The following is a 12,604-nucleotide window of genomic DNA, read 5'->3' on the forward strand; positions in this document are numbered from 1 at the left end:
CGTATATAAAGAAAATGTTAACTGGAAAATCAGTATTAATAACCGGAGGCACAGGTTCTCTAGGTAAAGCCCTTACGAAGCATATATTAGAGACCTATCCAAACATCAAGCGCTTAGTTATCTTCTCCAGAGATGAGCAGAAACAATTCCTGATGGCTCAGGAGTTTCCTCACGATAGGTTTCCTCAAGTCCGCTTTTTTATTGGTGATGTTAGAGATTATGATCGGATGAAGAGAGCTTTGAAGGGTATTGATTACGTTATTCATGCCGCTGCTATGAAGCATGTGCCAATAGCGGAGTATAACCCCATGGAGTGTGTAAAAACTAACATACTTGGTGCCGAAAATATAATCAATGCATGTCTGGAAACGGAAGTAGAACGTGTTGTAGCACTTTCTACTGATAAAGCCGCAGCTCCTATTAACCTATATGGCGCTACTAAATTAGCCTCTGATAAGCTCTTTGTAGCTGCCAATAATATTAAGGGGTGGAACCCCATTCGTTTCTCTGTAGTGCGCTATGGAAATGTAATGGGGTCTAATGGTTCAGTTATACCATTCTTTTTGAATAAGAAGAAGGAAGGCGTACTCCCTATCACTGACACAACAATGACAAGGTTTAATATCAGCCTGCAAGGTGGTGTAGATATGGTGATGCATGCCCTAGAAACTGCTTGGGGTGGAGAAATCTTTGTGCCAAAGATTCCGTCCTACAAAATTACTGATGTAGCAGACGCTATTGGACCTGAGTGCGAGAAGAAAGTAGTAGGTATAAGACCAGGTGAGAAAATTCATGAAGAAATGATTACTTCTTCCGACTCTTACTATACCTATGACCTTGGAAAGTATTATGCCATAGTTCCGGCTATACCAAGGTGGAATCTTGAAGCTTTTATTAAAGAATTTGACGCTGAAAAGGTACCGGCAGGCTTTCGATATAACTCAGGTGAAAACACAGAGTGGGTGTCAGTTGAGGAGTTGAGAGAACTTATTAAGGAACACGTAGACGATACATTTTCTGTATGCTAGCTAACCCTATCCCCTACGGTCGCCAGCACATCACCGAGGCCGACATCCGGGCGGTGGTGGAGACGCTGCAGTCCGACTATCTGACGCAGGGGCCGAAGGTGGCCCAGTTCGAGGAGGCTTTTGCCAAGTATGTGGGGGCCCGCTACGCCGTGGCCTGCGCCAACGGCACAGCCGCCCTGCACCTGTGCACGCTGTCCCTGGGCGTGAACGAGGCGTCACGGGTGATCACCACGCCCATCACCTTCGCCGCCTCGGCCAACTGCGTGCGCTACTGCGGGGGGCAGGTCGAGTTCGCCGACATCGACCCGCAAACGGCCCTGCTGGACCTGGAGAAGGTGCGTGAATTGGTGGAGAGCAAGCCCCTGGGCTACTACGCTGGCATCATCCCCGTGGACTTTGCCGGCAACCCGGTGAACCTGGAGGCCTTCCGCCAGCTGGCCGACGCCCACGGCCTGTGGCTCATCGAGGACGCGGCCCACTCCCCCGGCGGCTACTTTATCGACAGCCGGGGAGAGAAGCAGCACTGCGGCAACGGCCGGTTTGCTGACCTGGCCATATTCTCCTTCCACCCCGTCAAGCACATCGCCACGGGCGAGGGCGGCATGGTCACCACCAACGACGAGGCGCTGTACAAAAAGCTTTTGCTCTACCGCACCCACGGCATCACGCGCGATACAGAGCTTATGGTGGAGCACCACGGTGGCTGGTACATGGAGATGCAGGAGCTGGGCTATAACTACCGCATCCCCGACATGCTCTGCGCCCTGGGCCTCTCGCAGCTGGAGCGGGCCGACGAGGGTATGGCCCGCAGGAGGGAAATTGCTCAAGTATACGAAGAGGCTTTTGCAGTTATGGAGGGAATACAGACGTTGGCTACCACCAAAGAGGCGCTCTACGGGGAGGAGACCGGCCATGCCTACCACCTCTACGTCATCCGCACTGAGAACCGCAAGGGCCTCTATGACTACCTGCGCGAGCACCAGATTTTTGCGCAGGTGCACTACATCCCGGTCCACACCATGCCCTACTACCGGGGCCTGGGCTACAGCAAGGGCGACTTCCCGCAGGCAGAGCACTACTACGAAGAGTGCCTGAGCCTGCCGATGTACCCGACGCTGACCGAAGGAGAGCAGGCGTATGTCATCGAGCGGGTGAAGGAGTTTGTTCAGAGGTGAAAAGCATAGCGATCATACCGGCACGCGGGGGCAGCAAGCGCATTCCCCGCAAGAACATCCGCCCCTTCCTGGGTAGGCCTATCATTGCCTATTCAATAGAAGCTGCGCTGCAGTCAGGGCTGTTCGGGGAGGTGATGGTCTCCACAGACGACGAGGAGATCGCGCAGGTGGCCCGGGAGCACGGGGCAAGCGTGCCCTTCCTGAGGAGCCGGGAAGCGTCGGACGATTTGGCCACCACGGCGCAGGTGCTAGAGGAGGTGCTGGCAAAGTACAAGGAAGCGGGAGAGGAGTTTGATGTGGCCTGCTGCCTCTACCCTACCGCCCCCTTCGTGACCGGCGAGCTGCTGCAGGCAGGCTACGCAAAGCTTAAAGAGGGGGATTTCGACACGGTGTTCCCGGTCCTGAGGTACAGCTACCCGATCTGGCGCAGCCTGAAGGTGGAGCAAGGCAGGGCCGCGATGAACTGGCCAGAGCACCTGAACTCCCGCTCGCAGGACCTGCCGGCCGCCTTCCACGACGCCGGGCAGTTCTACTGGTTTAAAGTTGACAGGTTCCTGGAGGGCAAGAGGCTGCTCACCGACAACTCCGGGGTGATGGAGCTCGCCGAGCTGGAGGCCCAGGACATCGACTCGGAGACTGACTGGAGGCTGGCCGAGCTCAAGTATAAACTGCTGCATAACATTGCCTGACAACAAGGAAATAGCAAGGCCCCGCGTGGTCTTCCGCGCCGACGGCAACAGCCGGATCGGCCTGGGGCACGTGGTGCGCTCGCTGGCCCTGGCCCAGATGCTAGAGGGGGAGTTCTCCTGCGTGCTGGCCATCCAGGAGCCGGAGGAGTCGCTGCTAAAGCAACTGCGGGAGGTGTGCGGGGAAATTATCACGCTGGAGGAGCAAGAGGTGACCGAGCAGGAGGCCAGGTACCTGTGCGAGCAAGTGCTGGAGCCGGCAGACATCGTCGTGCTCGACGGCTACAGGTTCGGCACGGCCTACCAGCATAGAATAAAGAACAGGGGATGCGCCCTTGTCTGCATCGATGACATCCACGCCTACCCCTTCGTGGCCGACGCGGTGCTCAACATGGCGGGCGGCGTGGCGAAATCAAAGTATAAAACCGCCCCCTACACCAGGCTTTTGCTCGGGCCGGAGTACGCCCTGCTGCGCCCGCCCTTCTTAGAGGCTGCCCGGCAGGAGCGGGAATTGCCGAAGGATGGTCTGCGCCTGCTGCTGAACCTGGGCGGGGCAGATCCAGAGAACCATACCCTGCGCCTGGCAAAGGAGCTGGCAGAGAGTAAAAGCATACATGCCGTTGAGATAGTGGTGGGCGGGGCTTACCGGCACCTCGAAGAGCTGCAAGCCTGGCTCAGGGGTAAGGAGCACATCACCCTGCACCAGAACCTGAGTGCCGGGGAAATGTGCCGGCTGATGCAGCGCTGCGCCCTGGCCGTGACCTCGGCCAGCGGGGTGGCTTACGAGTACGCCGCTGTGGGGGGCCTGCTTTACGTGCTGCAGACAGCCAGTAATCAGGCGGGGCTCTACCATTTCCTGACCTCTTCGGGCGTCGCCCGAAAGTATGGGGAGTTGCCAAATATAAACCTGGCAAGTATAGAGGAGGCTCTTGCACGGCAGGTGCAGGAGCAGCGCCGGTGCTTCGACGGCAGGAGCGACGAGCGGCTGCGGGAGGAGTTCGGTAAGCTCAGCCTATCTGCCAGCCTTACTATTAGAAAGGCAAATGCCGAGGACCTGATGCTGGTCTACAACTGGAACAACGACCCGGAGGTGCGGCGCCAGTCCTTTAACCCCGAGCCGATACCGCTGGCTAACCACCAGGCCTGGTTTGGCGCGAGGCTCTCTGATGCCACCACACCTATTTATATTGCAGAGGCCAAAGGAGTGCCAGCAGCCCAGATCCGCTTTACCCTGCAGGGCAGCACAGCTACCATCGGCTACCTTATCGCACGGGAGTACCGTGGCAAGGGGCTTGGGCACGTAGTGCTGCTGAAAGGCGTTGAAAGGCTTAAGCACGATCACCCGGAAGCCACCTTGGTGGAGGGGCTGGTGCAGCGGGAGAATCCGGCCTCGGTCAGGGCCTTCGAGAAAGCGGGCTTTGCCTATGGGGCGCCTGACCCGGAGCACCCGGAGGCCCACCGCTTCGTGCTGGGGCTAAATAAAGTATAAATACAAGAAAGAAAGCAACATGATCAACGATATAAACATTGCCGGCCGCCTGGTCGGCCCAGGCCACAAACCCTTCATTATAGCCGAGATGTCGGGCAACCACAACCAGTCGCTGGAGCGGGCGCTCCAGATAGTGGACGCCGCTGCCGAGGCGGGGGCCGACGCCATCAAGCTGCAGACCTACACGGCCGATACCATGACCCTGCCCGGCGCCCTCACCATCGAAGACGAGGGCTCGCTGTGGAAGGGCCGCGAGCTCTACGACCTTTACAGAGAAGCCTACACCCCTTGGGAGTGGCACCAACCTATTTTTGAAAGGGCTCGGGAGCACGGAATGCTCGCCTTCTCCTCCCCCTTCGACGAGACGGCCGTGGACTTCCTGGAGGAGCTCGGGGCACCGGTTTACAAGATCGCCTCCTTCGAGAACACCGATCACCCGCTGCTACGCCGGGTGGCCGCCACGGGCAAGCCCGTGATCATGAGCACCGGCGCGGCCACGGTGCAGGAAGTGGCCGAGGGCGTCGAGGTGCTGCGCGCGGCGGGCTGCCGGGAACTAATTCTGTTAAAATGCACCTCCACCTACCCGGCCACGCCGGAGAACACCAACCTTTTGACCATTCCGCACCTGCGCGAACTTTACGGGGTGCAGGTGGGCCTCTCGGACCATACCATGGGCGTAGGCGCGGCGGTGGCCGCCGTGGCCCTGGGCGCGACGGTTGTGGAGAAGCACTTCACGCTGCGCCGGGCCGACGGCGGGGTGGACTCCGCCTTCTCGCTGGAGCCCGAGGAGCTGCGGACGCTGGTCGTGGAGTCGGAAAGGGCCTGGCTGGCGCTGGGGCAGGTGCAGTACGGCGTGCAGCGGGCCGAGGAGAAGAGCCGCCTGTTCAAGCGCTCGGTGTACGCGGCCAAGGATATCAAGGCCGGGGAGCCGCTCACCAAGGAGAACATCCGCGTCATCCGCCCGGGGCTGGGCCTGGCGCCAAAGCACTACGACGCGCTGCTGGGCAAGCACGCGGCCAAAGACATCAAGGCCGGCACGCCGCTCAACTGGGATTTGGTATAGCGCATGCGAACTTTGTAGATAAGAATTGAAAAGTTTAATGAATTTGCTTGATAAGTATTTAACAAAAGGAGCACGATTTGTATTCCTTCTTAAATAAATTGTAATGACATTAAAGAAAGCCACCATTTCAAATATAAAGTGGTCTTTTATAGAGTCTATTAGCTTAAAGCTAGTAGGTTTTGTTTTAACTATTATTTTAGCTCGTCTGCTTACACCAGCAGACTTTGGTATACTGGCTGTTGTAAATGTATTTTATCTTTTAACTAACTCTTTTATCGATGGGGGATTGAAGGATGCATTGATTCAGAAAAAGGATGCTACAGACATCGAATATTCATCTGTATTCTGGATAAACCTAGTCATAGCAATCATAGTTTATATTGCTTTATTCTTGGCTGCCCCTTTAATAGAGAGTTTTTACAAATTTGAGAGCCTAGCGTATTATATAAGGGTTCAATCGATTTGTTTGATAATAGATTCCTTGGCTATTATACAAGTGGTTAAAAGTACTAAGGAGCTTAACCTAAAGAAAATTACGCAATCACGAATACCTGCAACGCTGATAAGTTTTATAGTAGGTGTGAGCTTGGCATATTGGGGCTTCGGTATAATGTCATTGATAATTCAGCAAATTGTAGGGTCAATTTTATACTTTGCATTACTTTTTTATAGAGTGTCTTATATCCCAAGCTTTACATTAAAATTTGAGTCGCTGAAGCCTCTTTATGGTTTCGGGTTAAATCTGTTTTTTGCAGGTTATCTTAATAGAGTATATACCCAATCGATGAATTTAATTTATGCAAAATACTATAGTCCAGCCATTTTAGGACTCTACGGAAAATCGAGAAACCTACAACAATTACCTTCAAATATTGTACTTGAAACCTTAGTTAAGGGAAGTTACCCGACAATGGTAAAGCTACAAGATGATGATAATAAAATAAAAAATTTTTATAGGAACAATATACAAGTTGCAATATTGTTAATTACTGCTTTGTCCGTTTTTATGTTCTTCCAATCCAAGAGTATAATCTTTATACTATTAGGAGAAAAATGGTTAGAGATGGAGATGATTTTAAAAGTCGTAGCAATAGGTGGAATAACAGTACCATTATCTAACCTAAACAAGAATGTATTAAAGGTTAAAGGAAAAGGCTTTCTTTTCTTAAAATTAGAGATTCTAAAGAAAATAATTAGCATTATAATAATAGTTAGCTTAATTAAATTTTCATTTATAACTCTAATAATGTGGATAACAGTATTTGAAGTGTTTTATTCTATTTTGGAAATGTACATATCAGGAATGCAGATAAAATATAGTCTTTTGGATCAGATAAAAGATATTCAATGGATTATGATATTTATATTTATTGGTGGTGTTGGTGCTCAGATTTGCATTGAGAAGATGGCAATAACTAACCCTCTCGTTTCCGTAGCTACTTTTTCTTTACTAATCGCAGTATTTTCAAGTCTATTATTTGCTACTTTTAATAAACTCGATGTCTTCAGGTTTATGTTAAAATCTTTTAGCCGTGAATAATAGCTTTGTATGTACAATTAAACAATTTGTGCGCTAGAGGGCATTAGTACAATAAAAAATTAAGCCTTTACTTTTCAACAATTACAAATATGGTACACGTAATCTTCGGAACAAGGCCAGAACTTATAAAGATGGCCCCGGTAATTCATGAACTTGATAAAAGAGGAATTTCTTTTAAAATTGTAAGCACAGGGCAGCATAGGGAAATGCTAGCTCCATTGCTTAAATGGTTCGCTATTGAGCCTGATTATGATTTAGCTATAATGAAGAAAAATCAGAGTATTAATGGTATAATTCATAATTCCATATTAGAGCTAGAAAAAATATTCTTAAAGGATAATCCTAACTTCGTGTTGGTGCAAGGAGATACGACAACAGCTTTTGTCGCTGCTTTGGCTGCATTTAATAATAAAATAAAGATCGGACATATTGAAGCTGGGTTGAGAACAAACAATATATATAATCCCTTTCCTGAAGAAGCTAACCGTAGGTTAATTTGCCAAATAGCGACTTTGCATTTTGCACCAACACCAAACAGCTTCCAAAACCTACAACATGATGGAATAGATAGTGAGCAAATATATAATACGGGCAACACAGTTATTGATGCGCTGTATTATACTGTTGACAAGTTGTCAGGTCATAATTTTTTAGATACCTCGTTAATTGAAAAGATTTCTAAATACAATGAAAAGGTAATTACAATTACTGGGCATAGAAGAGAGAATATCGGTGAAGGTTTTGAAAATATATTCAATGCAATTAAGAAATCTGCGTTAAGATATAGTTCGTTCCTTTTTGTTTACCCCGTTCATTTAAATCCTTTAGTTAAGGAAGTAGCTAATAGAATATTAGGAGAGGTGGATAATATCCTTTTGATAGAACCATTAGATTATCCAGCATTTGTTCAATTAATGAAGCTTTCTCATTTTATGATTTCTGATTCAGGTGGGGTACAGGAAGAAGCCCCTAGTTTAGGAATACCTGTGTTGGTAACGCGCAAGACAACTGAGAGAATAGAAGCAGTAGAAGCAGGGACTGTTGAATTAGTGGGTGATAATGCTGAATATATTTATACAGCTATTTGTCAGCTGATGGATAATAAAGATAAATTTAAGAAAATGTCTGCAGCAATAAATCCGTATGGTGATGGAACTGCTGCCAAAAAGATTATTGACGTTTTAGAGAGTTATGACTAAAAAAGTATATTTTGTTTTTGCACCTATTTTTCTTTATTGGCCAGTAGAGATAGTAAAAGAACTTAATGCTAGAAATGAATTTAAAGTCTTATCAGGCGGTTTTATTGGAGGTCCAAGGAGGTATTTTAACATTTTAAAGGATGAATTAGGGGACTTGGGTGAGGAATTAGTCTATACTCATGAATTAGAAGAGCAATGGTTAAACAAACCTGTTAGTCATGAGAAGGTACAACTCTTTATTGACTTACTGGGGCATCAAATAATTAATGAGTTAGTAATTGCGGACAGACATATTGGCTACGGTTTCCTTACCGGTGGAGGTATAGCTTCTTCAAAATTCCTTGATCAACTTAAGAAAGATAAAGAAGCTTACATTAAGTATACTATTGGTATGTTGGACTACTTATATGAGTTTCTAACATTAAAGAAACCTGATATTATATATAGTTATGCAGTAGCAGGAGCTTTTACTCTAGCAATTGCTGAATTGTCCAAGAAACTCGGAATCAAGTTTATTAAGTTGACACATAGCCGAGTAAATGATAGGGTCATTATAGATACTGATCCTAGAGATAATATGGAAAGGGTAAAAGAAATTTATCAGAATTCTGCTGTTGCCTTATCTGAGGAGTCAATGCAATTTGCTAAAGAATACCTAATAAATTTTAGAAAGAAACAACACCAGCCTGACTATCAAGTCCTACAAAATAGTATCTATTTAAATAAGACTAAGTTATCATATAAGGCGAAACTTTTTGCCAAAAGGGCTAAAGGAAACCTTGATAGGTCTAATGAATTTTTTCATACATCCTATTTGGGAAATGTTAGTTACGAAAGTAAAGTTGTTAAAGGAATCAAAAACTTCTGGACCAAAAAACCATTCTTTGAGAGACAAAGTTTGATAGATAAACCATTCTTTTTTTATCCTTTACATGTAGATCCTGAGGCTTCTACTATGGTTATTTCCGCACATCAAACAAATCAGTTAGCGGTATTAGAAGCAATTGCAAAATCAAAGCCAATTAATCACATAGTAATTGTTAAAGAGCATGTTACGATGATTGGTCGTAGACCTGATGGCTTTTATGAAAAAATTAACAGTTTTCCTGGGGTTTATATGGTGAATCCAACGGAACCTGCTCCACAGTTTATCCAGAGAGCTAAAGCTGTAATAACCTTGACAGGTACAGCAGGTTTTGAGGCTATACTGTTAGGAAAGCCGGCAATATTTCTGGGTAATTTTATATATAAGTTTTTAGGAGAAGGCTTCAAGTTAACTAACGATTTATCTAAATTGCCTGGAATTCTTACTAATCTGGATTGTATTAAATGTGCTAAAGATGAGTCGCTGATAAGGCTATTAGCAGCTATTCATGAAGTTTCTTTTGCATTTGATGGTGGCTTAATCTGGTCGGGCGTTAGTAAGCAGCGTGTACAGGAAAACCCTCATGTAGTGAAAAAATTTGCCGATCAGTTTGAGCACTTTCTCATAAAATGACACAAAGGAAGATTTTATTTGTTGAAAGTGGAGTTCATGAGGGAGGATCTTTCAAAAGTTTAGAAAAGCATATTTCAGCCCTAGACAGAACACAAGTAGAGCCAGTTGTTGTATTTTTCAATGATAATGGGTTAATAAAAAAATTACAGGACCAGGACATTAAGGTTTTTCTTGTTCATGATAATGTATTCTCAAAGGAAAGTAGTAAAATTTACCTTTTTGGGAATGCATTTTTCATGAAAGGGCTACTCCGGTTTGGAGTAATTAAGTTTCTACAATTATTACATCATTCATCCATAACTTCTCTTGTAAAAATATGTGTCTCTGAAAGAATAGAATTTGTACATTTAAATACAGAGTTATTCAGAGACAGAATTGGTTTGCTTGTTGCTGCAAGGTTAAAGATTCCTGTTATAAGTCATCTCCGAAGCAAGTATCAGATCGGGAGTATTTTTTTCAGTAAAGAGTATATAAAATTTGCAAATAGAGTAGTTACGAAGTATGTAGCTGTTTCAAATGATACTGCAAATTTTTGGATAAATGAAGTAGGTGTTGATAAGAGCAAAACAAAGGTGTTATACGACTATTATGAGTCAGTAAATGTACCAGAATCAAGTGCTAGTAAGAAAGAAGACGGTAATTTAAATTTCGTTTGTGTAGCAAATCTAGTACCAGTTAAAGCGCATGACTTCTTATTAAAAAGCCTAGCTCCGACATTGAAAGCTACGAAAGCTAATTTATTATTAGTTGGCAAAGGCGATACAAACTATACGGCAAAATTAAAAGATTTGGTTAATGAATTAGGTGTCAGCCATTCAGTAAAATTTTTGGGATTTAGAACTGACGTTCCCCAGATTTTAAGCAATGCTGATATTGTTTTTTTACTATCTAAAAGAGAGGGGCTGCCCAATATTTTAATTGAAGCATTAGGTGCAGGGAAAATAGTAGTAGCCTCAAAGGTTGGTGGAATTCCAGAAATTATTCAAAATAACGAAACTGGGTTTCTCGTAACTTATGGCGATGAAAACGAAGTAAGAAATATAGTCCAAAAGCTTATAAGAAGGGAAGTTGACCTAGAGATGATTGAAGAAAATGCACGGTCAAAAACCCGCAATATGTTTAGTATTGATGAATATAAAAAAATAATTACCTCACTTTATGAGTAAACTTGTAAGTATTGTTCTTCCAACATATAATGGAGAAAAGTTTCTTAAACAATCTATAGATAGTTGTCTGAACCAAACATATCAAAATATAGAATTGATAATTGTTAATGACTGCTCTAAAGACTCTTCTGAGGATATAATTAAAAGTTATAAAGATAACCGAATACGATACTATAAGAATGAACAGAACTTAAAGCTCCCAGCTTCTCTGAATAGAGGATTTTCACTTGCGAAAGGGGAGTATTTTACATGGACTTCTGATGATAACTATTATAAGAATAATGCTATTGATACTTTGGTTAGGGCTTTAGAACAATCAAAATCTGATTTAGTGTATGCAAACTATAGTACAATAGATAATGATGATAATTTGACAGGTACACGTATTGTAGGGGAAAGGAGAAATATCTTACTAGATAATGTTGTTAAAGCTTGTTTTTTATACAAGAGCGAAATGCATAACAAATTAGAGGGCTATAGAACAGACCTTTTTCTAGTAGAAGATTACGATTTTTGGATAAGAGCAGCTTTTAACAACTTTATATTTAAGCCTATTAAGGACGAATTATATTTTTATCGTTTTCACCAAGGATCATTAACAGAGAGTAGAAGGAAGGAAATTGCACAGAGGCTTTTGCAACTCCTAAATGGCCACTTGCCTACCTTTATTAAGGAAGGAAAGCATGAGTTTGTTAATTATAAGGTTTATTTAAAATTAGCCAAACTGTTTGCATCCAATAACGATAAGTTAAGATCTAGAGAAAATCTAAAAGCCGCATTTGTCACCAATCCTATTTCAGTATTTAGGAGAGAGTTTATTAGAACCATAATTAAAAATATAAAATAAGTTATTTTGCCATTAAACTATTAACACAAATATATGTTGATGATTCATTTAGTTAATTTCTAAATAAAATATTTATGATTTCGATAATCTGAGTGGGTACTTATCATCCTCGTATTTTCTAATATCTTTACGAAACAGCTTTAAGAATCTTTTTTATTAAACGAATGAAAATAGAAGTTTCTATTGAACAACTTAATCAACTTGTCTCAAAGCAGATTTCAAATCTTTTCTATATAACTGATGATGAAGAAACATTTCTAATAGAGAATTAATATTGCTCTTGAACGTTCAGAGAAATGCTTTTCCAAAAGTTTAAATAAATACTATTCGAAAAATGGGGTAACGTACTTTAATCCTTTTCACTCTGGGCAGTACTGTATTTTTTTATATTTCTTATCGAACTCTATATTTAAAACAGGGAGATTTAGAACACTTGTAGATAGAGTTTATTACTTAATACTTAAATAAAGCTTTAAATTCATGTGATTTATTTTATGAAGTTGAGTTACCGGAAGTTTTTATGTTAGATCATCCCGTTGGAAGTGTAATTGGCCGCGCAATGTATGGGAATAACTTTTCTTTTAGTCAGAACTGCACAGTTGGCAACAATAAAGGTGTTTTCCCTGCGATCGGTCAAAACTGTGCTATGTTATCTAACTCCAAAATATTCGGTAAGAGTAAAATAGGAGATAATTGTATTATTGCTGCTAATGCATACATTAAAGATCAAGATGTTCCTGATAATACTTTAGTGTTTGGGTGCTCACCTAATTTAGTAATGAAGGATATATCATTGAAGCTGTTTAAAGTTTAAAGAAACTGCCAAAGAATTAGAAGTGTAAAAGAGTTTGCAGACTCACTTTTACACCTTACTCTAACTCAATGGCAGCTCTAGATGAAGATACGATAAATC

Annotated in this window: 11 protein-coding genes; all 11 read left to right on the forward strand. The window is 43.8% G+C overall.

The window, feature by feature from the left end; translation table 11 throughout:
- The first annotated feature begins 14 nt into the window (after positions 1-14).
- Positions 15-1,028, forward strand: a complete 1,014-nt coding sequence (gene pseB, locus PXG97_RS18585; RefSeq protein ID WP_276499321.1) for a UDP-N-acetylglucosamine 4,6-dehydratase (inverting) — start codon at positions 15-17, stop codon at positions 1,026-1,028.
- Positions 1,022-2,203, forward strand: a complete 1,182-nt coding sequence (gene pseC, locus PXG97_RS18590; RefSeq protein ID WP_276499322.1) for a UDP-4-amino-4,6-dideoxy-N-acetyl-beta-L-altrosamine transaminase — start codon at positions 1,022-1,024, stop codon at positions 2,201-2,203. Before pseB ends, pseC begins: the two co-directional genes overlap by 7 nt.
- Positions 2,200-2,892 (forward strand): pseudaminic acid cytidylyltransferase, encoded by a 693-nt coding sequence (gene pseF, locus PXG97_RS18595; protein WP_276499324.1) that lies wholly within the window; start codon positions 2,200-2,202, stop codon positions 2,890-2,892. Before pseC ends, pseF begins: the two co-directional genes overlap by 4 nt.
- The gene (gene pseG / locus PXG97_RS18600) at positions 2,885-4,378 is read left to right on the forward strand and encodes a UDP-2,4-diacetamido-2,4,6-trideoxy-beta-L-altropyranose hydrolase (RefSeq protein ID WP_276499325.1); all 1,494 of its coding nucleotides are present in this window, start codon (positions 2,885-2,887) and stop codon (positions 4,376-4,378) included. Before pseF ends, pseG begins: the two co-directional genes overlap by 8 nt.
- Positions 4,379-4,397: 19 nt before the next feature.
- On the forward strand, positions 4,398-5,441 hold the full coding sequence (gene pseI, locus PXG97_RS18605; protein WP_276499327.1) for a pseudaminic acid synthase: 1,044 nt from the start codon (positions 4,398-4,400) through the stop codon (positions 5,439-5,441).
- 103 nt (positions 5,442-5,544) lie between these two features.
- On the forward strand, positions 5,545-6,981 hold the full coding sequence (locus PXG97_RS18610; protein ID WP_276499328.1) for a lipopolysaccharide biosynthesis protein: 1,437 nt from the start codon (positions 5,545-5,547) through the stop codon (positions 6,979-6,981).
- 89 nt (positions 6,982-7,070) lie between these two features.
- Positions 7,071-8,180, forward strand: a complete 1,110-nt coding sequence (wecB, locus tag PXG97_RS18615) for a non-hydrolyzing UDP-N-acetylglucosamine 2-epimerase (protein WP_276499329.1) — start codon at positions 7,071-7,073, stop codon at positions 8,178-8,180.
- A complete protein-coding gene (locus tag PXG97_RS18620; RefSeq protein WP_276499330.1) occupies positions 8,173-9,678 on the forward strand; it encodes a capsular polysaccharide export protein, LipB/KpsS family in 1,506 nt (501 codons plus the stop codon). The genes wecB and PXG97_RS18620 overlap by 8 nt, the downstream gene beginning before the upstream one ends.
- Positions 9,675-10,844 (forward strand): glycosyltransferase, encoded by a 1,170-nt coding sequence (locus PXG97_RS18625; RefSeq protein WP_276499332.1) that lies wholly within the window; start codon positions 9,675-9,677, stop codon positions 10,842-10,844. The genes PXG97_RS18620 and PXG97_RS18625 overlap by 4 nt, the downstream gene beginning before the upstream one ends.
- Positions 10,837-11,691: a glycosyltransferase gene (locus PXG97_RS18630; protein WP_276499333.1), complete on the forward strand. Its 855-nt coding sequence runs from the start codon at positions 10,837-10,839 to the stop codon at positions 11,689-11,691. The genes PXG97_RS18625 and PXG97_RS18630 overlap by 8 nt, the downstream gene beginning before the upstream one ends.
- Positions 11,692-12,211: 520 nt before the next feature.
- Positions 12,212-12,505 carry an LbetaH domain-containing protein gene (locus PXG97_RS18635; RefSeq protein ID WP_276499334.1) on the forward strand — a complete coding sequence of 98 codons (294 nt, stop codon included), beginning with the start codon at positions 12,212-12,214 and terminating at the stop codon, positions 12,503-12,505.
- Positions 12,506-12,604: the final 99 nt, after the last annotated feature.

This window comes from Pontibacter litorisediminis, from assembly GCF_029360645.1.
Taxonomy (GTDB): Bacteria; Bacteroidota; Bacteroidia; order Cytophagales; family Hymenobacteraceae; genus Pontibacter; species Pontibacter litorisediminis.